The following is a 24158-nucleotide window of genomic DNA, read 5'->3' on the forward strand; positions in this document are numbered from 1 at the left end:
TAGATGACTCGGAAGAGAAGAATTGTTATTGGTGTAACTGGTGCCTCAGGAACAATTTATGCAATTGATTTGATGAAAAAGTTGAGAAAAATTGAAAACGTTGAAACACATGTTGTCCTCAGTGCATGGGCCAAGAAAAATTTGCAATTAGAGACTGATCTGTCTTTATCCGATATTAAGAATTTAGCTGATTACTTTTATAGTGACAGTGATCTAGGAGCTACAATTGCTAGTGGATCATTTTTGACGGACGGAATGGTAATCGTTCCCGCAAGTATGAAAACTGTTGCCAGCATAGCTGTCGGTATCGGTGACAATCTGATCTCCCGAGCCGCTGATGTCACTTTGAAAGAGCAACGTAAATTAATTATGGTGCCAAGAGAAACACCTTTGAATACGATACATTTAGAAAATATGACTAAGTTGTCGAAAATGGGTGTTCAAATGATTCCTCCAATTCCAGCTTTTTATAATCATCCTGAAACCATTCAAGATTTAGTTGATCATCAAACGATGAAAGAACTAGACGCCTTAAGAATTGATAATGAAATTGGCGGACGTTGGGAGGGAATTTAATGCAATTCTCAGTTACTAAAGAAGATTACACCATGGCAGCAGATATTACTGTCATTGGTCAGGACTTGTTCATCGCTATAACGGGTGGAGATAATCCTCATATCGGTACTATAACGACCCTGACAAAAGATAGTGACTTACAGACAAAACGTTTCCCTAGTCACGATGGCAGACTTCATAAAGATGATGTTTTAGCTATTAGGGTAGGAAAGATTATTCAACCATATTTACCCGGAAGTTGTACTATCAGCGCTGGAGTCCATGTTAATCATATTTCAAAGAAACAAATCATGGTATCTAGTCAGATGGCACAAAGTTTAGGTAAACAGATTGAAACTTGGCTACAAGACACTGATTTTAATGTAACGGCACCAATTTATTATAGTGATTCAGAAAATCCACAATAAAAGCGGAAGACAACCCAATTTTCTCTGTATGAAATAAGGTTGTGTCCCGCTTTTTTGGTATCAAAATTAATTAGATTGTAAATAAAATTCCCAGAATTTTTTAGCGATGTCGTTTTTAGACATTAGAGGCCAAGTAATTGGCTCTTGTCCTTTTTGCAGTAGAGTAATTTTATTAGTATCTACGTTAAAGCCTGAGCCAGTTTCAGCAACATTGTTAGCTAAAATGACATCAGCGTTCTTTTTAGCTAATTTCTTTTCGGCATTACTTAAAAGATTTTGAGTTTCAGCAGCGAATCCGACGACAAATTGTTTGTTAGTTTTAGTAGAGGCAATTGTTTGAAGAATATCTGGATTCTTAGTTAACTTGATGGTGAAGACATCTTCATCATCATTTTTTTTGATTTTCTGTTCAGCAACTTGCATTGGTTTGAAATCGGCTACGGCAGCGGCCATAATCAATACGTCACTTTTGGGAAAGAAAATTTTTAACTGTTTCATCATTTCATCGGCAGTTTCGACCTTAATAATATTCATATTATTGAAATCTGCTGAAACGGTGGTGATCAAGGTTACTTCGGCACCTAAGTCACGCGCAATCTTGGCCATTGAAAAGCCCATTTTTCCAGATGAACGATTGCCAATAAACCTCACTGGATCAATGGCTTCTTTAGTTCCACCAGCTGTAACGATAACTTTTTTGCCAGTCAATTTCCTTTCTACGAATTGATCTGAAATTACGTTGATAATAGTTTGAAGCTCTGGTAGCCGACCTTTACCAGTCATACCCTCGGCTAAAAAGCCGGTATCAGGTTCAATTATTTGAGAACCCATTTCCTTTAAACTATGTAAGTTTCTTTGGACGACTGGGTTTTGGTACATGTCGGTATTCATGGCTGGAAAAATCAATTTAGGAGCTTTGGTCGCTAGAAGACTTGTGGAAACAATATCGTCAGCTAGTCCATTAGCTAGTTTTCCGATAATATTAGCAGTAGCTGGAACAACTACTGCTAAATCAGTCCATAAAGCTAATTTGATGTGGGGAATAAAGTCATCATTAGCACTTTGGGATTGAAAGTTATCTGTAATAACAGGACGTTGGCTCAATGTAGCAAAGGTTAATGGTGTAACGAATTCTTGTGCAGCCTTGGTCATGATTACTTGAACTTGTGCCTGCTTTTTAATTAGACCACGGACGATATTGAGTGATTTGTAGGCGGCAATTCCACCTGTCACATAGATTGCGATATGTTTATCTTTTAGCATAACTTCACCTCAAAAATATTTTCTTACTATATTATACATGTTTCGGGATATGTTAATATTTTCTTATTAGGAGAATAAAAATGAATATTTATACGATGGATATTATTATTACTATTTTATTGATAATTATTATTAACAACCCATTATTGAATATCTTCCAAAAGATTTTTCCAAAAAAATAGAAAACGTGAAAATCCTTGACTTCTATGGTCACTTTTTTGTTAGTTAAAAGAGTAAAATTGAGTTATTGAATTTCCACCAAAGGAGAGAATTTAAGATGGAAAACGTTATTTCACAAAGAGAACTTGAAAATAAAGAGTTAGCTAAGCAAGCTGCATCTGAGGGAATTGTCTTGCTTCAAAACCGTAATGCTACTTTACCGATTCAAAATAAATCGGTTGCTCTATATGGCAGTGGTGCATTCGCTACAGTTAAGGGCGGTACTGGTTCAGGAGATGTCAATCAACGTAATGTCGTTAATATTTTGGATGGATTAGAAAGTCACGGATTTACGATCACTTCTAAATCCTGGTTGATGCGTCTACAACGTTACTATCAAAAAGAAAAACAGATTCATGATGAAAAATTAAAGGATGATCCTTTGGCACTGTTAGCCCCAGCATTTAAATTCGATGATCCAGAAATTGGTGATTTTGAAGATGGCATGACAGGGATTTACGTAATTTCTTGTAGTTCGGGCGAAGCCTATGATCGCAAAAATGCTAAGGGTGATTTTCAATTAACGGATAATGAATTGTCAAACGTCAAACGGATGAGTGAATACTATACTAATAGTATTCTTCTCTTAAATGTTGGTGGAGTGATTGATACTAGTTTTATAGAAGAATGTCCTTTACTCGATAGTATCTTGCTAGTTTCACAATTAGGTATGACGACTGGTGATGCTGTGGCGGAGATAATTGAAGGAACAGCTACTCCATCAGGAAAATTGACAGACACTTGGGCTTATTCATATGAAGATTATCCAACGTCTGAAAACTTTGGCATGGCTGATCCTAAATATGTTGAAGGCATTTATGTTGGTTATCGTTATTTTGACAGTTTCAATATTAAACCACGTTTTGAATTTGGTTATGGCTTGAGTTATGCTAAGTTTCAACTCAATACTCAGCAGGTTAAAGTTGATGAGAAAAAGATTGAATTAAGTGTCAATGTTAAAAATAGTGGCAATAAGTATTCTGGACGTGAAGTTGTGCAAGTCTATGTTTCTAAGCCACAAACAGGAATCCCAACGCCTTATCAAGATTTAATTGGTTATGAAAAAACAGCCGTGTTACGCCCTAGTGCTCAACAAAAGGTCGATTTTGAAATTCCTATTACTGATTTGAGTGTCTTTGATGAGGAATTAGGAGCATATATCTTAGTACCTGGTAATTATTTAATAAGAGTGGGAAATAGTTCTCGTAATACTGAAGTGGTTGCTTCATTCAAATTGGATCAAAAGGTTATCCTGAAAAAGGTTAATCAGTTGATGAAGTCAGAAAGCGATCCGACTGTCTTTACAGAAAATAAAGTGGAGTTAGAAGAAGTTGCAGGTGTTCCTCACTTTGATTTAAAAGCTACTGATTTTCCTGAAACTGAATTCGTTCAATATCAAGAAAAATCGGATGTGACCACTTTTATTAGTGATGAAAAACAATTGCCTGGCAAAGGATTAGATCAAGTTGTAGAAGAGGTTAGAAACGCTGCTGGGAAAACTTTAGATGACGTTAATAGTGGCGATGTTGAACTGGCAGAGTTTGTAGCTAGTTTGTCTACAAGAGAGTTGGTCAATTTAGTTGAGGGTCAATTATCGAGTGATAAGAATAGTATGGTAGGTATTTCTTCAGATCTTTTGCCGGGTGCAGCCGGTCAAACTGGTGTCATCGACGATAAGGGAATACCAGCTTTGATAATGGCTGATGGGCCGGCAGGTATTAGAATAAAGCCTGTTTATGAAAAAAATGGACAAACTATTGAGCATTATGCGACTGCTTGGCCAATCGGAACAGCTTTGGCTCAAACTTGGAACAAGTCAGTGATTAAAAAAGTCGGTTTTGCCGTTGGTACAGAAATGGTGGAATTTGGAGTTGACCTTTGGCTTGCTCCAGGAATGAACATTCACCGTGATCCATTGGGTGGACGTAATTTTGAATACTTTTCAGAAGATCCGTTTCTTTCAGGAACTATGGCTGCCTCTGAAACAAAAGGTGTCCAAGAACATCAAAAAATAGGCGTTACATTGAAACATTTCATTGGAAACAATCAAGAAAGTTTTCGTAATTCTGGTAATAGTCTTATCGGTGAACAAGCTCTGCGAGAAATCTACTTGCGCAACTTTGAATATGCGGTTAAATTAGGTCATCCCGTTGCGATGATGACTTCTTATAATCAAGTAAATGGGATTTTCTCAGGTGCTAACTTTGAATTGCTGACTAATATCTTGCGTGACGAGTGGCATTTTAATGGTCTTGTCATGACAGATTGGTTCAGTGCCGCTGATCCAAAAATTGGGATGCATGCTGGAAATGATTTAATTATGCCAGGTGCTTCGAAATCGGAGTTACTCTGTGCTGCCAGTGATTTTGGTCCAGAGTTTGACGAGCAGGGAAATATCAAGGTTAAAAAGGATTTTGATATTAATACTAAACAAGTCAAGACAACTGAGATGTGGAACGACTTTGTCCTTGATTCTGAAGGGGAAGTTTTAGTTAAAGTAAAAGTTGATAGTAATTCATCTTTGAATAAGCAAATCAAGAATTGGATATATACTGGCGAGGCCCAAATTGTCGATGACGATCACGTGTTATTGACTGGTAGATGGAAAGATAATAATGATTTATATTTAGGTGATTTACAGAAATCAGCGATTAATGTTTTGAAAACAGTTTTGAAATTAAAGTTTTAGATGAAAATATTTTTAAGCAAAAAGACCGATGTGCAATCAAGAATGATTGTTACACCGGTCTTTTTAGTACTCGGGAATAATCCCAATTTTTTTTTGGAACTGTTTTATCGAGCAATAGAACAATTACGCTCCGAAAGTACTATTGTATTAATATTTCTTCAATAGGTCAACATATGCGTCGACGATGCTTTGTAAGAATCCAACTGTTCCTTGAGCAACATTGCCTTCATCATCAAGAATCTTTGTAACATTACCGATATAAGCTTCTGGTTGTTGCAAAGTAGGCATGTTCAAGAATACCAATGATTGACGTAGGGCATGATTAGCACCGAAGCCACTGATAGCACCAGGTGAAACACTGATAACGGCAGCTGGTTTCTTATCCCAAGCACTTTGTCCGTAAGGACGTGAACCAACATCAATGGCATTCTTCAAACCACCAGGAATAGAACGGTTGTATTCAGGAGTTACGAAAACAACACCACTGGCTTCCTTGATTTTATTTCTGAATTCAGTATAAGCAGCAGGGACGTTTTCGGGTGTATCAATGTCCTCACTATAAAGTGGCAAGTTTCCAATTTCAACAAACTCTGGTTCGTAGTCACTAGGGAATAATTTAACGATATTTTTAGCAATTTGTTTTGAGTATGAACCCTTACGCAAACTACCAACTAAAACAGCAATCTTTTTTGACATGTAAAACTCCTCCAAATCCTTTGATGATTTAAAATTACCATAAAAAAATTTAATCAACAAATATTTGTTCTCGCAAACAAAAATAAATTTCAAATTGACAGGAAACGATTACATTTACTTTGAAATTTGATTCACAAAGTGGATGAAATTTCAGAAAAACTCATTTTACTTAATTAATATTAATTGTATGTGACTATGATTACAAAAACATTACAGTAATTACCTTTAACTAGTTATTTTTATTCTTAGTGTAATATGAATGAAATATTCATCTTGTATAGTGTCCTCTGGTAAACGAAAAACCGGGGAGAGATTATTTGTTAAAGCAATTTAAATTAGAAGCATTATTGATCATAAGTTTGATCGCTATGGGGGGTATGGGTTATACAGTTGCTTATGCCGCAGATTTGTCAACAGACCAGACAAGTAATGCACAAGATTTTCAAAAGACATTGACCAATTTGAAAACAGATCAAAAGGTTGATGAAACTGCCAATAAATTAAATAAAAAAATAGTGTTACCAGGTAATAAAGAATTTATGCCTGGAATCGAGTATAGTGAAAAGGATCCTACAATGCCAGAAATTGAAGAATCTGCCACTAATGAGAAAACTACAAAAGCAAATGCACAATCACAAGAAACGCAAGAAACAGTTGTTGAGGGAGCCTCCGAGGCACCAGTTGAATATCAAGGTCAAACTCAGACACAGGATCAAGCACAAACTCAACCAGTTCAGCAAACTACAACTAAGAGTGTTGGGACGTTTAAGATTAGTTTTTATGATCCTGCTGTTTTAGGATCAGATATGGGATACTCAGGAGTTGCTACTAACTTGAGTGTTATTCCTCGAGGTTCAAAATTAAAAATTACTACAGCACAAGGCGATGTCTATTATCGAACTGTTAATGATACAGGGACATTTGCTTATGATAATCCTTATCAAATTGATATGGCCATGCCTAATAGTATGATTCCTTCTTATGGAATTACTAGTGCTACTGTAGAAATTGTTGGATAAAAGATAATAATCGTCATGCAATTGATTGCATGGCTTTTTTTATAAAATTATGTCCTTGTTGTAGAATGAGATTAACGAACAAAGGGGTTGAAAAGATGAAGGCATTTGGTGTTACTAATAGCAAATTAGCTAGTTTTACAGAATTCAATAAAGAATCAGAGAATCCTTCTGGAAGAGACTTATTAGTAAAGATTCAGGGTATTTCAATTAATCCGGTTGATATTGCTACTCGTAAACGGATTACGGAGGATTTAACTGAACCTAAAATTTTAGGATATGACGGTTACGGTACAGTTGAAAAGATTGGTTCAGAGGTAAAGAATTTTGAAATTGGCGATCGGGTATTCTTTGCTGGTGATTATTCACGAGCAGGCTCTTATCAAGAATTTGAAGTAATTGATGAGCGAATCGTTTCTCATGCTCCTAAAGGTGCTTCAATTGAAAAAAGCGTTGCGATGCCTTTAGTTACCCTGACTGCCAGTGAATTACTTTATGAGAAGCTAAATATTAATCCTGGCGTAGACAATCGTTCTAAGACAATTTTGATTATTAATGGTGCAGGAGGAGTCGGTTCAATTGCGACCCAATTGGCACATTTAGCTGGTCTGAAAGTTATTGCTACAGCTTCTACTCAAGAAAAGGTCCAGTGGGTTAAAGATTTAGGTGCTGATTTAGTAGTCAATCATCATCATGATTTAGTTAAACAGGTCAACGATTTAGGAATAAAACAAGTTGATTACATTTTAGGATTGAGCGATAACGATCCGCATTGGCAAGAGATTGTCAGTTTGATTAAACCTTTTGGAACTTTTGCCACGGTCACCAATTTGAGAAATTCCCAGATTGGTGATTTAAAGCAAAAATCAGTCAACTTTTCATGGGAATGGATGTTTACTAAAGCTATGTATAAATTAGATTCTATGTCGACTCAAGGAGCTTATTTGGAAAAATTAGCTGATGGTTTGGATAGTGGCATGATTAAATCTACTGTTACAAAAGTTTTCCATGGTTTTAATTTGGAGAATATTAAAAGAGCAACTGAATTGGTTGAAGCTGGACATATGATGGGAAAAGTCGTTATTCTAAATTAATTTATTTGTTTATGGACAGTGACACAAGAAAAGCCTGTACTAATTGATAGATTTCAATTAATACAGGCTTTTTACGATATTTGAAAAAGTTAAATCAAATTGTAATGTTTCAAACCATTAACTATACCACCGTTAACGTTTTCAGTGGTAACATAAGAAGCAATGGATTTGACGGTTTCTAAACCATTGCCCATAGCTACGCTGTAATCGGCAAATTCAAGCATTGGTAAATCGTTATTGCCGTCTCCAAAAGCATAAACTGGTTTATCTTCAAGATGGAGTTCTTTTAACAAATGTTTGATACCGCTCATTTTGGAAACGCCTTTGTTAACTGTATCAACAGAACAAGGACCAGTTTTGTAGAAGGTAAGGTCATCGAAGAGTTCTTGGTAATTAGACCCATCATCTGCAGTAACTACGACAATCATTGGGACCTTATTTTTAAGGTAAAACTTAGGATCTATCTGAGGAAGTTCCAAGTGGATACTGTCATAAAAACCTTCGACAAAGGGAGTAGCGACGTTTAAAGAGGACTGATCAGCTGAATGCATACTGACAGTATCTCCAAATTTATCAACCTGTTTTAGAAGCTTTTCTATCAAATCTGGTTTAATATTGTTCTCATAGACGACTTTACCTTGAGATTGGACATAAGCGCCATCTAAGGTGATATAAGTGTCAATGTCAGTAGAACTAAGGACTGGATCGATTTCAATCGGAGAACGACCAGTATTAACAACAGGTAAGTAACCATTTTCCTTGAGTAGACGTGTAGCGTCAGCTACATCAGGATCAATGGCAGAATGGTCATTTAGTAGGGTTCCATCAAGATCGAAAAAGACGGTTCCTTTATAATTTGTTTGCAAAAGATCACCAACCTAAATAAATTTTTGTATACTTATAACATGGTAACAATTTTTAAACGAATGATATAGTCTAACTTAATAGATGGAGTGATATTAATGAAAATTTTAATGATCGAAGATAACAAATCTGTCTCCGAAATGATGGGGATGTTTTTTCAAAAAGAAAAATGGGAAGCAAGCTTTGCCTATGATGGCAACCAAGCTGTCGATATGTTTAATGAGGATCCAAATGCCTGGGACATGATTACCTTGGATTTAAATTTGCCAGGAAAAGATGGTATGGAAGTTGCAAAGGAAATTAGAAAGGTATCTAAAACAGTTCCAATCATCATGTTAACTGCTCGTGATACTGAAAGCGATCAAGTTCTAGGATTGGAATTTGGAGCAGATGATTACGTAACTAAGCCATTTAGTCCGATTACTTTAATTGCTAGAATAAAGGCCATTCATCGACGTGACGAGAATATGGCTGAAAAATTAGCTGAGAGCAAGAGTGTGAACGCAACAGTTGAAGAGGCGGATGATGGTTTCGACATCAATACTGGCTTCTTCAAGCTGAATTCAAGCACGCGTGAAGCCTATCTTAATGAGAAGGAAATTCCTGATTTGACCCCAAAGGAATTCGACTTATTGAAGACATTGGCAAGTAAGCCTAAACAAGTTTTCTCTCGAGAACAATTGCTGGAATTAGTCTGGGATTATGACTACTTCGGTGAAGAAAGAACGGTTGATGCACATATTAAGAAATTACGTCAAAAGATTGAAAAAGTTGGTCCACAAGTTATTGAGACTGTCTGGGGTGTGGGCTATAAGTTTGACGATACTGACGCAAAGGCTAAGGCATAATGAAATTAATTTATCAAAATATGCTGAGTTTCTTGATCGTTATTTTGACGACCTTGGGGATTATTTTGTATTCAGTTACCAGTGCGTCAACCAATTGGGAATATAACCGGACTTACAAGAGTTTGGAGAGTTATGCTGGCAATTTGGAAAAGATCGCTTTGAAAACTGATCCTAAGACGGGCCAAATGCATAATATTACAGGTGATAACATTCGGACTGTCGAACAAGTTTTGTCAGAAAGAAATGTTCAATTTGCGATATTTGATTACAATAATAATCAAGTTTATCCAACACCACCAACGAATGTTAAGTTGCATTTAAAGAAGTCTTACTGGCAGAAACTCAAGCAAGGTAAAACGATCCGAAATGTCCAGAAGATGCAAGATACTGAAGGGAACCCGCGTTTAAGAAAAGATGACAATAGAAGTTATGTCTATGTTCTGACGCCATGGTTTCAAAATGGCAAGTTAATTGCGGCTGTTTGGGCTGGTTCTGATGTTTCAGAATTACAGACTAATATCGGAGAAATCAATAGTCGCTTGTACTTTGCATTGTTGATTTCACTATTGGCAGCGATTATCTTGAGTTTTCTTTTGTCGAGGTATCAAGTCAATCGAATCAATCGCCTTCGTAGCGCAACTAAAAAGGTTGCCAATAACGATTTCTCAGTTCATATTGAGAGTAAAAATCGGGATGAGTTGGATGATTTGGCGGATGACTTTAATCAAATGGTTAAGTCTCTTGAAGCTTCTGATACTGAAATTAAGCGACAAGAGCAACGTCGAAAGGAATTTATGGCTGATGCATCTCATGAAATGAGAACGCCTTTGACGACTATCAATGGGTTACTAGAGGGCTTGGCTTATGATGCTATTCCTGAGGAATCTAAAGGTCAAAGTATTCAGTTAATGCGTAATGAAACGAAGCGTTTGATTAGATTAGTCAATGAAAACCTTGATTATGAAAAGATTCGAACTAATCAAATAACAATGGCTAAACGTGTCTTTGATGCAAATAAACCGCTGACAGATATTACATCACAGTTGGACAAAAAGGCTAAGAATGCCGGCGATGAATTAATCTTGAAGAAATTTGATGGTGAATTGAATACTTTTGCTGACTACGATCGTTTCGTCCAGGTTATGTTTAATATTATTCAAAATGCTATTCAGTTTACTAAGAATGGTAAGATCTTTGTCAGCGGAACTCGAGATGAAGATCGACATGGCTCAGTCTTTACTGTGTCTGATACTGGAATTGGGATGTCAGAAGATCAAGTGAAGAATATTTGGGATCGTTACTATAAAGCTGATCCTTCACGAAAGAACCGTAAGTATGGTGAATCAGGATTAGGCCTATCAATTGTTCATCAGTTGATTGAAAATCATGGTGGTGAAATAGAAGTCAAAAGTAAGGTCAATGAAGGAACAACTTTCATTGTTACTTTATTTGATGATGGATATGAACACAAATCAGATGAAAATCAAAAGAAGTAAATAAAAGAAATCAGTATTTTACCTGAAATGAACCCCTTAGTTTGGACATAAAACCAAACTAAGGGGTTTTTATTTGAGTGTGAGAAGTGGTGATTAATTGTCATTTATTGACATAGGACCAACTATCAATTGGTGTCCGGTCATCTTGTAATTGTAATGCATCGGTATTATAAAGATGGGTAGTCGATTTATTGCCGTTACGGGAATAGATACTAGTAGATTGATCACCCAATTCATCTCTAGTTTTAACTAGTTGTTGAATTTGATTTTGGTAGTCATAGTTAGTCGGATCTACTGGGGTAAATCCTGTTGGTGTATAGAAGCGTAACAGGTTTTTATTATTGATATCATCTGAAATCTTTAGTTTCTGGTTGACTTCTTTTTGCCAGCGATCCACTTTCATTGCTAATTCAGGATTATCTTTCAGAGGAATCCTTTGACCAGTCTTATTTTCATAGACAATTGGTTCAGACGACTCTTTAGGATAAACCGTGTAATTTGTTGTAATGAAACTATTATTTCTAAAGGCAACGACTGAATCATGTTTTTTGGATAAGAGGTCAGTTCCTAGTTGGATATATTGCTTAGTTTTAACACCAGCCAAATGTAAGATGGTTGGCAAAACGTCGATTTCTCCGCCATAGGTGTGCTTGATTCCACCTTTGAGGCCGTCCATATGAATCATAAATGGAACCCGTTGATATTGGGTTTCGTAGAATTGATTCCAAGTCTCTGGATCTTGACCAAAGAGGTTTGTAGCTAATTCTTTGTGTTGACTTTGATTCTGAGAATTCTTATCTAAGCCGTAATGATCGCCATATAAGACAATCATACTGTTAGTTGATAAACCAGTGGCGTCTAGATAGTTGAAGAATTCCTCAATTGACTTGTCAAGGTAGTGTGCTGTTTCAAAATAATGATTAATTTCATCATCATCTAGATCAGTTGTCTGGAAATCACCATTATCATCATCGGAGAATTGATAACGGACGTGGTTAGTAATAGTTAAAAATTTCGTATAGAAAGGTTGTTGCATTTGTTCGAGATACTTTGCGCCTTCTGAAAAAAGCAGTTTATCTTTTATACCATAACCATTTAAGGAATTGGCATTCGGGGTATTGGTATCATAATAACTTTTATCAAAGAAATAATTGTAACCCATATTCTTATAAACAGAGTTACGACTCCAAAAGGTACCGATATTTCCATGAAAAACGGCACTACTATAGCCTTTCTGCTGACCTAGAATAGCTGGAGCTGCCTGAAAGGTATTTTCAGAACCCAATTTAGTAAAAACGGAAGTTCCTTTGGGTAAACCAAATAATCCCGCTTCAAGCATAGTTTCAGCGTCACTAGTTCGACCTGAACCAACCTCGTTGAAAAAATTATCGTACGATAAAGTATTTTTGTCATGATAAAGTTTATTTAAAAATGGAGTCACTTCGACACCATTAACTTTCATGCCAATCAAGAATTGTTCAAAACTTTCCAAATGAATGATAATAATATTTTTACCATTGGCTTTCCCAAAGTATGAAGCATTGGGGGCGGCATAGTGTTGGTGTGTATAATCCAATATTTTGCTTACTTCGGATTCTGTCGCCTTGGATCGGACTTGTTCAGTCATAAGCGAGCGACTTATATCATAGGGCAAGAAACTGTTGATACCTAAATATTTGACGATATAAGAGTGATCAAAAGTACGACCCAATAACTGGGGACGATTAGATTCTGAACCAGCTAGATCGGCTGAAAATAGCATAATGCCTAAACAAGTTGTGGCTAAGGCATTTAATTTTCGAAATGAATGACGATCGATTTTAATAAAACGACTGATAAATAAAATAATGATCACGATAAAATCAATTAAATAGATAACATCACGGAGTTGCATAACACCTAGAGTCGTTGTCCCTAATCCCTTAGCGACTTTATTGACACTAGTAATAGAATTAAAGGAAAGAAAATCGCTGAATGAACGATAGTAAAGGACATTGGCATAAATGAAGATTGAGTCTGCTAGATAGATAATTCCCATAAAAATGTATGAAATAACAGCTTTATTGAAGTACAAAGCAAAACTCATTAGTAAGACAATAGTTGCAAAAGGATTAACTATTAGTAGAAAGTGCTGTAATAAATTTTCGACCCCTAAAGAAAAATCTAAATAGTAAGTGGTAACTGTTTTTAACCAGAGACAAAGAATTAGGAAGGTCATGAATCCCAATCGAGTGTTCAAAAGTGCTTTAACTTTTTTCATTGTTTTCCTCATAAATAAATTAGTTAACTTAATCATGATACTTTATAGAGATAGAAAAAAGCCAGCTTTCGCTGACTTTTTGTCTTTGTAATAGGTAAGTTTATTTTGAATCCTTTGCAGTATCATTCTTTAAAATACTAGACCAACTATCAATATTAGTTCGATCTCCATTCAATTCAGGTGCGTCAGTTGTATAGAGATTAGTAGTTGTCTTGTTATTGTTTTGAGAGTAAACGCTAGTTGATTTCAAACCTAGATCATCACGTGTTTTGACTAATTTTTGAATTTCATTTTGATAATCGTAGTCCTTAGGATTGACTGGAGTGAAACCACTTGGTGTGTAAAAGCGCAAGAGATTCTTATTATTGATCGTATCTGATAATTTAAGTTTATCATTAACGTATTTTTGCCATTTAGTGACTTTCTTCTTTAGAATCGGATCTTTTTCTAAGTCGACCAATTCGCCAGTTTTATTTCTATAAACCTCTGGATCTCCATCGCTACTTTTTAAAACGGTATAGTGTGGCGTCACGAAATTTTTATTTCTAAAAATCACGATAGGGTTATGTTGCTTAGAAAGTAAGTCGGTTCCCAGTTGAATATACTGTTTAGTTTTGATTCCCGCTAAATGCAAAATAGTCGGTAAGACATCAATTTCTCCACCATAAGTATGATTGATACCGCCCTTTAATCCTTTCATATGAATCATGAAAGGAACCTTTTGCATTTGAGAATTATTGAAATCAGTCCAATCATTGGAATCGACCCCTAATAATGGTGCTAAATCAGGATTTTGACTATTAGATAGACCATAATGGTCACCATATAAAACAATCATAGAATTATCATAAATACCACTGCTCTTGAGGTAACTGAAGAATTCTTTTAAGGAGTTATCCAAGTAGTGGGCTGTTTCAAAGTAGCCATTAACCGTACTGTTACTAGTATTTGGTGCAGTGAAGCTATCTTTATCTTCGTCGGGTAATTGGAAAGGATAGTGGTTAGTAACGGTAATAAATTTGGCATAGAAAGGTTGTTGCAGTTGTTCAAGGTATTTGACACTTTCTGAAAGCATCAATTTGTCTTTCATACCAAATTCAAGACTGGAGTCACTAGTTTTATTGAAATAACTTTCGTCAAAGAAATAGTTGTATCCCATATTCTTGTAAACAGAATTACGATTCCAGAATGAACCAGTATTACCATGGAAGACGGCACTAGTGTAGCCTTCTTTTTGACCAAGTATTGAAGGGGCGGCTTGGAAAGTATTGTCACTGCCAAGTTTCGTAAAGAGTGATCCTTCTGGCAACCCAAATAGACCAGTTTCGAGCATGTTTTCAGCGTCACTAGTTCGACCTTGTCCAACTTCATGATAAAAATTATCAAAGGACATTGTGTTTTTATCGTTGTAGAGACTGTTTAAGAATGGTGTAACTTCTTGACCATTGACCTTATCATTGATTAAGAATTGTTGGAAACTTTCCAAATGAATGATAATAATATTTTTCCCTTTGGCTTTACCAAAGTATTTGGCGTTAGGTTTAGCATAATTTTTTTCAACATCAGCTAAAACATCATCCATATCAGTTCCGACAGCTTCGGAACGAACTTGGTTATTTTGAACTGTTTTGATGGAATCATAGGCTAAAAAGGTATTTAGTCCTAAGTATTTAACAATATAAGCTCGATCAAAAGTCCGCCCTAATAACTGTGGACGATTACTTTCAGCAACTGTGAGATTAAATGAAAAGAGAAAAACTCCCAGCATAGTTGTCGCCACAGCGGTTAATTTGTGCATTGGGCGTGAATCAATTTTAATAAAATGAGTCATTAATAGTATAATAATTATGACGATATCTAAGCCATAAATAAAATCATGGCCTTGAACAAGTCCAGCAGCACTTCCACCTAATCCTTTAGAGACCTTGGAAGCACCTGCAATAGTATTGAAAGAGAGAAAATCACTGAATTCACGGTAGTAAAGAACATTCCCATAAAGTAAAGCTGATTCTAACAAGTAGATAATTCCCATAACGATGTACGAGGGTTTGGAACGCGTGATGTATAACGCTATGCTTAAAAGAACCAGTGTTGTAGCGATGGGATTGATTAGTAAAATCATATGTTGTAACGGATCTGCAACGCCTAGTGAAAAATCACTGTAATACGCTATAATGGTCTTGAGCCATAAAGTAAAGACCAAAAGAGTTAAGAATCCTAGACGTGTGCTTAGAAAATGTTTAAATTTATTCATTGAAAATTCCTTACTTTTAAAAATTCTTTAATGAAATCTATTTAAGTACTAAATAAATTACTTAATTGTTAGTATAATACGTTATAGGTAAAAAGTGGGGAAGAATAAGAAAAATGATATTTTTAGGACCATTGTATGCTTATGTATATAGAACATATGCGGCTCGATTTAATCATTTTCCATTGATCAGGCTTTCTTTTTACGCTGTAGATAAAGCAATTCTATATACCTTATTCTTCATCATCTTAAGGTATTTGTGGGTGAAGTTTAAAAAGAAAAAGACTAGTTTTAGTTATGAATTCTGGCTAGTTATTTTTGTTTTTTACGTGCTCTTGCTTTTTGCTTTAACAGTTTTTCGAGATGGCTATTTCATATGGCAATTTAAATTTTATTGGCATCGACCGTTGTCTGAAATTAATATAGTTCCTTTAGTGGAAACGTTAAAATTAGCCAACGGAAAGTCATTGGTCGACTTTTTTTATAATTTATATGGTAATATTATGTGGTTCGTACCAATGGGAATTTTTATACCAGCTTTGCACAAAAAAAGATGGGGTTTTCTCCAGATTGTGATAGTTGGGGCATTGATTTCCGTCTCGATTGAGACATTGCAGTTTATATTGAATACTGGAGTGACAGATATTGACGACGTTATTTTTAATACAATTGGTGCAGCACTAGGATATTTATTATATTTTGCAGGAAAATCGATAAAAAAGCTAATAAAGATTTGATATTTTCTTCAAAAATGATTAATCTAGTCTTGATGATATATGTAGAGGAGAGAGAAAATGACACAAATTAAATTTGATGATTCAAAATTAAGCAAGTTTGTTCATGACAACGAACTTGGCGAAATGCAAGCACTTGTTACTGCTGCTGATGACGAATTACGTAAAGGTACTGGTGCCGGTGCCGATTTCCGTGGTTTCATTGATTTGCCTGTTGATTATGACAAAGATGAATTCAGCCGTATCAAGAAAGCTGCTAAGAAGATCCAATCAGACTCAGAAGTCTTCGTTGGAATCGGTATTGGTGGTTCATATTTAGGTGCACGTGCTGCTATTGATTTTCTAAGTTCATCATTCTACAACGTTAAGAATGATAAAGATGTTCCAGAAGTTTACTTCTGTGGTAACTCAATTTCTCCAAATTACTTAGCTGACTTGTTAGACGTTATCGGCGACCGTGATTTCAGTATCAACATTATTTCAAAATCTGGTACAACAACAGAACCTTCAATTGCTTTCAGAATTTTGAAAGCTAAGTTGATCGAAAAGTATGGTGAAAAGGGTGCTAAGGAACGTATCTATGCTACAACTGATCGTGCTAAGGGTGCTTTGAAGAAAGAATCAGATGCTGAAGGCTACGAAGAATTCGTTGTTCCTGATGATATCGGTGGTCGTTTCTCAGTACTTACAGCCGTTGGTCTATTGCCAATTGCCGTTGCTGGTATCGACATTGATAAATTGATGGAAGGTGCTGCACAATCACGTGAAGACTACAAGTCATCTGATTTAACAAAGAACGATGCTTATAAGTACGCTGCTTTGAGAAACATCTTGTACCGTAAAGGTTACACAACAGAATTGCTTGAAAACTACGAACCAAACGTTCAATACTTTGGTGAATGGTGGAAGCAATTGATGGGTGAATCTGAAGGTAAAGACCAAAAAGGTATCTACCCATCATCAGCTAACTTCTCAACTGACTTGCATTCATTAGGTCAATATATCCAAGAAGGCCGTCGTAACCTTATGGAAACTGTTGTTCTAATTGATGAACCAAGACATGACGTTAAGATTCCTGCTGAAAAAGATAACCTTGACGGTTTGAAGTACTTGGAAAACAAGTCAATGGACTTTGTTAACAAGAAGGCTTACGAAGGTGTTGTTCTTGCACATACCGACGGTGGCGTTCCAGTTATGACAGTTCACATTGAAAAACAAGATGCCTTTAACTTAGGTTACTTGATGTACTTCTTCGAAATTGCTGTTGGTATTTCAGGTTACTTGAATGGTATCAACCCATTCAACCAACCAGGTGTTGAAGCATACAAGAAGAACATGTTTGGATTGCTAGGCCGTCCTGGTTATGAAGAACTTGGTAAAGAATTAAACAAGAGACTTTAATTTAAAAATAAAGAAAACGAAAGCTTCTTACATCTTTTGGTGTAAGAAGCTTTTTTAACGACGTATATATATATAATAAATTCCCGAATTTAAAATTGAAGTGCAACAACTAGAAAACTAGACCAAAAAGGTCATAAAGATCTATTCTTATAAGTGACCAAGCCAATAAGAAAAGAGTGTCTTTATGACTCACAGAAATAATACCCTTACTAAGCACTACCAACAACTCAAACCTTACGAAAGGAGATTTATTATGGCTCGTGTACGCGACGGTTGGTCAGACCGAAGGATTGCACACGAGCTCAGATCACCTAGTATGATTAGTCGTGAATTAAGACGAGGGACCGTTTGTCAGATAGGACCTAATAAGAAGCCATGTACCAAATATTTTGCAGATACGGCTCAATTGATTTACGAAAAAACAGAGCTAATTCACGCTCAGTTAGTTGGACTATCAAAGCTCTTGAATTCTTTCGTCAATTGATTATTGAGCTTAAGAAAAGTCCTAAAGTTCACAGTGTCGACAGCTTCGTTCATTGGTTTAAAATTCACTGCCCTAATCAAGCATGCCCATCTACTCCAACGGTTTACCGCTATATCGATGATGGCCAATTAGAGTTAACTAATAGTGACTTATCAATGAAATTACGCAGACAAATTAAATCTTCACGTAAGGCTCATAAACGTATTTCTAGTGAGCCGGCAATTATGACTCTTACCGACAGGAAGAATCGCTATGAAATCATTGTAAAGATAAAGAACTATCATGCAGACACTTATCGTAAAGCTCTTCAAAAAATAATTGATGATTACGGACCACAGTTCTTCAAGACTGTGACATTTGACAATGGTTCTGAGTTTGCGAACCTATCTAAAGTTACTGGTACTACTGTGTATTTTGCACATCCATATTACTATGGAACGTGGGTCTCAATGAGAACCAGAATGAACTGATTCGAGAGTTTATTCCAAAAGGTAAGTCTATGAATAGCTTGACTCTAATAGATATTCAATCAATCCAGGATACTCTAAACCAACGTCCAAGAAAGATTCTTAACTATCAATCCTCTATGGATCTATTCCCTTACTTTGATTAACTAGACCACTGATTAAGGATGAGTCAAAGGTGTTGCACTTGATTTGATATTTCGGGTATATAATAAATTGGAAAATATTTAGATTTTTATAATGTTAGGAATCTTATAACCTAATAATTGGAATATGGAATCCGTTGATGGAAGTGTATTTAAATTATTTTCATTCTTTTTTATGGGCACAATTGGAAGAACGGTTTGTGATCTTTTTTTAAGAGAATATTCTATTTTTATGGGACGAACCAGAATATAAAAATAATCAGAATCAATAATATATTTAAATTTACTACAAGAAGAATTATTTATTGATTTTTTATCAATATTGATTCCATTGTCAAAAAAAATAGTGTGGTCTTTTTTTGCAAAAATTTGAACATTCTTATTAATAAATATTTTCCACATTAAAAATCTTAAAAAGAAAATACAAAAAATCATTGCCAATAGATTTTGTATGGAATATATCAATTTTACTAGTGTTAGTTCATGGGGATCATCAAGTAGAGAGATTATTATAATAAAGGAAAAACTTATTACAGACAGAAACTGGCAAAATCTGATTCTTTTATTAAAAGAGCTCAGAATGTTATTTTTCTTCAGCAATAAAAAAACATATTTCCAATCTTTTTTTGTCAAATTGTTATTTATTTTAATCATAGGAAAATCCATTTCTTAAAAATTTATTTCTTAGAAATTCATTTTCACATATTTGGAAATGTAATAAAAGTCTGATTATGGTATATGAAAATAAAAAAAAAATAATGTGAATGAAAATCTTTTAGAAATATAATCTAAAAAATTTAAGAAATTTGATCGGAAAATTCAATAATATAAAAAAAGATCACTCATTTTGCTTTCTCTTGATAGATGTAAAATGAGAACGAAATTGATAAAAGTCATAGGCTATTTTGGCACTTGATGTCGGGTATTGAAAATTGGAATAGTAAATCCACCTCTAAACCATATTAATCCATGTATCACTACGATCCGACAAAATTATCTGCCCCAATTTATTCAGAAATGCATGATTTAGAAAGGATATATCAGGAAAAGAATGAGGATATAGTCAGAGAAAAGGACCGATTACATAAGATTTTATCCATAACTTTTCCTGAAATGGAAAAGTTACTCAGTTCTACCGATGGTGACCTTTATTGGAATCTCGTACAAGAATTTCCCGTACCCAAAGAAGTCTTAAAATATGACTTAAAAAGTTTATCCAAAATAGTATTACAATCAACCCCTAAAAATATGGGTATCTTGCATTCACAGCGTATTGCCCGTCGATTAATCGACTTGGCAAAAGAATCTTTCACAGTGAATAATCTTACTTACGCAATCAAGGAAACAACGTACCATGCACATGAAGTTCAGATAATTGATCATATGAAATTGCGATTAATTGATGAGATGGCAAAAATATCTGAAAACTTGCCTGAAATAAAAATGCTCACAAGTATTCCGGGTATTGGACTTAAGACGGCGGTCTGCTTGACCGCCGAATGGGGTGATATTAGAAGATTCTATAGTTCTAATGCCATCAACGCCTACATTGGAATAGACTTAATCCATTATGAATCTGGAAATTATACTGCTGGTGATCATATTCGAAAACGTGGTAATTCTTACGCACGAAAAATATTATTCAAGGCTGTACTAAACATCATTTCAGCTTCTAAATACACTCCAACAAATATTAGTTTGTCTTACAATGCAAAAAAACAATCTTCCGGTTCGAAAGGAACCAAGAAGATTGTCATATCTGCTATACATCATCTTATACGGACAATGTATCATCTAATAGTAAACAATGAGATGTATGATACAAAAATGTTCCTTGCCGAACATTAATCATCTCTCACTTATGATTTTATCACCTCATAAAAAATATGGTTTGTGAGGCTCTATTTAGTTTACTTTAATTTCTAATTTCCAATACTCAAAATCCTCTGACTTTTATCTATTTCCTACAAACCAAAAAAGAGAACCCTATAATATCAGGTTCTCCTTGACTAATGGTAGAAAAATGATCAACAGAAATGATGATAGATGCTGACTCAACACATATTGATACTTACTGGTCTCAAGAAAGTTTTAATTATAATACTTACTCATTAATAAACAACAATTATCGCTATTATATTCGATAGTGTAATGGCATATTTTTAATTACCAAATTGCAATCAAGGCAACACTTTACCAGCTGTATCTATTGGACACAATAGTATTTATATATATTAATCACATACACAAAAAGTAATTATATTAACTAATCCAACATTGTGATAAAGTGAGCATATGGGGCTTTATCATGAAATCCACAATGATTAAAAGAATAACAATTTATTTAATAATAATTTTTTGTACAGCATTCACCAGTGCGTGTTCAAAACAATCTCAGAAGTTATCAAATTCAAAAGAAGAGTCATCTCTAAAGGCTGAAATTAAATCTAATAAAAAGAAGTGGAATAATAAAGTAAAAAAAGTACCAGTCGTAAATTATCCTAAGTTAAATTCGGCTAGTGAATCAATAGAAAACAATCATTTGAATTTTAGTTTACAGTTAATTAAAGGTTTGAAAAGTAGTAATTTGAATAGATCTACTTTTTTTAAACATAACACTGTGATTAGTGCTACGGTTGTTAACTTTGAAGAGATGAAGGATAAAACTATAGGTCCTACCACCGAAGTAACTATACTTGTGAACAATGTACTCAGTGGGCAACAATCATTAGGAGGGCACACAATAAAAACTGAGTTTGGGGGAAGGATTGACAAAGGTAAAGTATTTGTATACTGATGTTGGGGGAAATTACTATGGCAATGAGTACGGCTATAATAACCCAAATACAGTAGTGTTTGCTAATGATCCCGCTTTTCCTATGCCTAAAATTGGAAGTAAAATAGTGACACAAGTTGTAAATTTTTCAATTATTAGTAAAGGTCAGCAGAAAAAATATAAAGCTAAATATAAATTAACGTCTAAAAATTTCTATCCTATAAAGGATCCTTATGTACTGTTTTGGATTGAGAAAAAGGGAAGGTACCAATTAAATAATCCAGGATTTAAAGATGTTCAGAATGACGAGCTTAATAAAATAACAAAAAAAATCAATACAATGATGTTAACAGGAAAAGGGGATCAATAATGCTTTGTAGGTAATTTATAATCAGAAAGAAAAATAATTATGAAGAAAGCATACTTTTAATCTATTATCTATAAGATATAGTTAGTGAAGATAAGACAAGCTAGTAATTTATATAGAATTTTGGCAATCAAGGTAAGCAATTATTGATTTGACAGCAAAAGCCAGAACAGAATTATCTGCTCTGGCTTTTAGTTATAGGTGCGCCCGGCATGGACACTAACCACTGTGAGCTGTAGTAGTCGGAATCACTAGCTGAGGACAAAGGCGTGTCCATCGTGAGATGTCGGTGACTAATTGTCACTTCCTACTTGATTCAGATTTTATGTGGAGTTCGATTGAGAAAATGTTTAGCACCGTCAATGACATGGAAATAAGTAGCTAGATTCAACATACCAGTGTTGATACTTTTCAAAAATGGCCATTCCTGTAAGGAGCCACGGATAACAGAACTATTTTGTTCAATAAATTCCTGGCTGATCTTTTGCGGACGATCCTTGAAAGCTCCTGATTGATACAAATAATTAGAGTAGTCAAAGAGGTATTTAGCGGTTTTCGGATCATTGATATTTTCACGCAATAATTTGGTTCGTAATCGAATAAAACTAATACTGTTTCGGATTACTTGTCTACTACTGTTGGAGCTGGACAGATAAATGAAGAGTTGTTCAAAGAAATGTTGATAAGCATGGATTTCACCACTGTTCAAGTAAGCTCTTGGATGATTTTTAAACGGATATTTCCAATTATTTAAATTGTATTCCCACTTTTGACCAATCCAGATAGTGAAGGGCAGTTCATAAAATACTTGGGTCATATCTTGTTCGAAGACTTCATTGATAATTTGTGAATAATCATGGGGTAAAAGTCGATTGATCTGTTGGCGTAAATCTTTTGTGATATATTTGACATTATCTGTATCATCGGTTAATTCGAATAATTTTTGCCAAGTATGTTCACTGAAAAGGGTCGGTTTGACATGTTGAATCAATTTTAAATTGACGGGTGCAGAGTTCAACGTGTAACCAGCGTCAAAACAATTGTCCATTAATTGTAAGGTCTGAACAAAATGTCCACCTAGGGAATGTCCCAATCCGTAAATTAAAGTTTTAGGGGCAATGTTATCTTCAATATAGCGCATGAAATCTTGAGCAACACGTAATTGGCTGAGATTCTTGTCGCTACCAACTAAAATGGCATTAACATTATAATCCCAATCTTTATATGTTTCTAAGATAGCTTTTTCGAAACGCTTGCTGCGAGAAGTGACTGTATAGTCAACGTTTACCTCAGTTCCCTTGAAGGTAACGTAACATTCTTTTAAACCATCAATTGATATTTCGTAGGCGATACCAGAAAAACCGCACTCGGCGGCCTCTGGGATAATGTCACGGGCGTCGAATGATTTAACGTAATCAGGCATTCGATTTACTCGAGTGTAAATTAGAAAGCGTAAGTAGTTTTCAGGTTTGAACTCTTGGTAGAGATAACGATCGTAGTCGAATTGTAAAAGCTTAGTTCTAAAATCATTGTCACGGAGTAATTCTCCAGCCTGATATGGTTCTTTGCGGAGATCTAATGGCAGTAAGTGATGAATCAATAAGATGACGTAAATTTGATTCAAGTAACCGTGACACAAATTAAGATTTTCATCTTCAATCATTTCAATCAATTGTTTAAGTTTATTGACTTTTCTATTTCTAGAAGGACGTTTAAGCTTTTGTTTCGTATGATTTTCGTCTATATTCTTCAATTTCAAAGCTTTGTCGATCATTTGGGGATGAATCGTTTTATTAAGAGCAAATTCAGGAACACGGAGATCAATTACTTGGTTCAACATCAAGTTGGTCAATCGTGTTTTTTCTTTGTTTAAGTAAGAATAATTGAAAGAGAGTCGCTTGTTTTTAGGAAGCAATTCCTTACTATCATTTTTATTGAAAGTTAATGGCAATTCTTTATGGGCGCGAAAATTTAAAAGATCAAGTTGATCATAAATACGATCTAGTCGTTTTAGGGTGCTCAGTAGTGCTTTCATATAATCACCTCAGTTACTTTTATTTTAACAAATTGTTGATATATAAGGAATTGAGAACTGTCCAAATTATAT

General features: G+C 34.9%; 18 protein-coding genes and 1 pseudogene. 13 read left to right on the forward strand and 6 right to left on the reverse strand.

Annotation, left to right across the window (positions count from 1 at the left end):
• The first annotated feature begins 3 nt into the window (after positions 1–3).
• Together LA20249_RS00785 and lpdD are read left to right on the forward strand one after the other, a co-directional pair.
• The gene (locus LA20249_RS00785; protein WP_057737851.1) at positions 4–576 is read left to right on the forward strand and encodes a UbiX family flavin prenyltransferase; all 573 of its coding nucleotides are present in this window, start codon (positions 4–6) and stop codon (positions 574–576) included.
• Positions 576–983, forward strand: coding sequence for a prenylated flavin chaperone LpdD (gene lpdD / locus LA20249_RS00790; protein ID WP_057737849.1), 408 nt, complete (start codon positions 576–578; stop codon positions 981–983). Before LA20249_RS00785 ends, lpdD begins: the two co-directional genes overlap by 1 nt.
• A 66-nt stretch (positions 984–1049) precedes the next feature.
• On the opposite strand, the gene coaBC is transcribed toward lpdD, so the two are convergent.
• On the reverse strand, positions 1050–2246 hold the full coding sequence (gene coaBC, locus LA20249_RS00795; RefSeq protein WP_057737847.1) for a bifunctional phosphopantothenoylcysteine decarboxylase/phosphopantothenate--cysteine ligase CoaBC: 1197 nt from the start codon (positions 2244–2246) through the stop codon (positions 1050–1052).
• 277 nt (positions 2247–2523) lie between these two features.
• On the opposite strand from coaBC, the gene LA20249_RS00800 reads away from it, so the two are divergent.
• Positions 2524–5154: a glycoside hydrolase family 3 protein gene (locus LA20249_RS00800; RefSeq protein WP_057737845.1), complete on the forward strand. Its 2631-nt coding sequence runs from the start codon at positions 2524–2526 to the stop codon at positions 5152–5154.
• A 147-nt stretch (positions 5155–5301) separates the two neighbouring features.
• On the opposite strand, the gene LA20249_RS00805 is transcribed toward LA20249_RS00800, so the two are convergent.
• Entirely contained in the window at positions 5302–5850 is a 549-nt protein-coding gene (locus LA20249_RS00805; protein ID WP_057737843.1) for an NADPH-dependent FMN reductase, read from the reverse strand.
• A 317-nt stretch (positions 5851–6167) separates the two neighbouring features.
• Between LA20249_RS00805 and LA20249_RS11785 the strand changes: the two genes are divergently transcribed.
• A complete protein-coding gene (locus tag LA20249_RS11785; protein ID WP_235806738.1) occupies positions 6168–6869 on the forward strand; it encodes a hydrolase in 702 nt (233 codons plus the stop codon).
• 95 nt (positions 6870–6964) lie between these two features.
• A complete protein-coding gene (locus LA20249_RS00815) occupies positions 6965–7960 on the forward strand; it encodes a zinc-binding alcohol dehydrogenase family protein (RefSeq protein WP_057737841.1) in 996 nt (331 codons plus the stop codon).
• Positions 7961–8049: 89 nt separating this feature from the next.
• Here LA20249_RS00815 and LA20249_RS00820 read toward each other — a convergent pair whose 3' ends face one another.
• A complete protein-coding gene (locus LA20249_RS00820) occupies positions 8050–8826 on the reverse strand; it encodes a Cof-type HAD-IIB family hydrolase (protein ID WP_057737839.1) in 777 nt (258 codons plus the stop codon).
• A 96-nt stretch (positions 8827–8922) separates the two neighbouring features.
• Between LA20249_RS00820 and LA20249_RS00825 the strand changes: the two genes are divergently transcribed.
• The gene (locus LA20249_RS00825; protein ID WP_057737837.1) at positions 8923–9672 is read left to right on the forward strand and encodes a response regulator transcription factor; all 750 of its coding nucleotides are present in this window, start codon (positions 8923–8925) and stop codon (positions 9670–9672) included.
• On the forward strand, positions 9672–11168 hold the full coding sequence (locus LA20249_RS00830) for a sensor histidine kinase (protein ID WP_057737835.1): 1497 nt from the start codon (positions 9672–9674) through the stop codon (positions 11166–11168). Before LA20249_RS00825 ends, LA20249_RS00830 begins: the two co-directional genes overlap by 1 nt.
• 100 nt (positions 11169–11268) lie before the next feature.
• Here the strand turns inward: LA20249_RS00830 and LA20249_RS00835 are convergent, their stop codons facing one another.
• Entirely contained in the window at positions 11269–13428 is a 2160-nt protein-coding gene (locus tag LA20249_RS00835; protein WP_057737833.1) for an LTA synthase family protein, read from the reverse strand.
• Between the two features lie 100 nt (positions 13429–13528).
• Positions 13529–15682 carry an LTA synthase family protein gene (locus LA20249_RS00840; protein ID WP_083477889.1) on the reverse strand — a complete coding sequence of 718 codons (2154 nt, stop codon included), beginning with the start codon at positions 15680–15682 and terminating at the stop codon, positions 13529–13531.
• Between the two features lie 113 nt (positions 15683–15795).
• Between LA20249_RS00840 and LA20249_RS00845 the strand changes: the two genes are divergently transcribed.
• The 6 genes and pseudogenes from LA20249_RS00845 (at position 15796) to LA20249_RS00875 (ending at position 22054) form a co-directional block, all read left to right on the forward strand.
• Positions 15796–16416, forward strand: a complete 621-nt coding sequence (locus LA20249_RS00845; RefSeq protein WP_057737831.1) for a VanZ family protein — start codon at positions 15796–15798, stop codon at positions 16414–16416.
• Between the two features lie 57 nt (positions 16417–16473).
• The gene (locus LA20249_RS00850; protein WP_057737829.1) at positions 16474–17814 is read left to right on the forward strand and encodes a glucose-6-phosphate isomerase; all 1341 of its coding nucleotides are present in this window, start codon (positions 16474–16476) and stop codon (positions 17812–17814) included.
• Positions 17815–17998: 184 nt separating this feature from the next.
• A pseudogene (locus LA20249_RS12050) lies at positions 17999–18911 on the forward strand (IS30 family transposase).
• Positions 18912–19877: 966 nt separating this feature from the next.
• Positions 19878–20756, forward strand: a complete 879-nt coding sequence (locus tag LA20249_RS00865; RefSeq protein WP_057737825.1) for an IS110 family transposase — start codon at positions 19878–19880, stop codon at positions 20754–20756.
• A 460-nt stretch (positions 20757–21216) separates the two neighbouring features.
• Entirely contained in the window at positions 21217–21705 is a 489-nt protein-coding gene (locus LA20249_RS00870) for a hypothetical protein (RefSeq protein WP_057737823.1), read from the forward strand.
• Positions 21677–22054, forward strand: coding sequence for a hypothetical protein (locus LA20249_RS00875; RefSeq protein WP_057737821.1), 378 nt, complete (start codon positions 21677–21679; stop codon positions 22052–22054). The genes LA20249_RS00870 and LA20249_RS00875 overlap by 29 nt, the downstream gene beginning before the upstream one ends.
• Positions 22055–22367: 313 nt before the next feature.
• Here the strand turns inward: LA20249_RS00875 and LA20249_RS00880 are convergent, their stop codons facing one another.
• Positions 22368–24086 carry a DUF6792 domain-containing protein gene (locus LA20249_RS00880; protein ID WP_057737819.1) on the reverse strand — a complete coding sequence of 573 codons (1719 nt, stop codon included), beginning with the start codon at positions 24084–24086 and terminating at the stop codon, positions 22368–22370.
• Between the last annotated feature and the right edge of the window lie 72 nt (positions 24087–24158).

The organism is Companilactobacillus alimentarius DSM 20249, assembly GCF_002849895.1.
In the GTDB taxonomy this organism is placed as follows: domain Bacteria; phylum Bacillota; class Bacilli; order Lactobacillales; family Lactobacillaceae; genus Companilactobacillus; species Companilactobacillus alimentarius.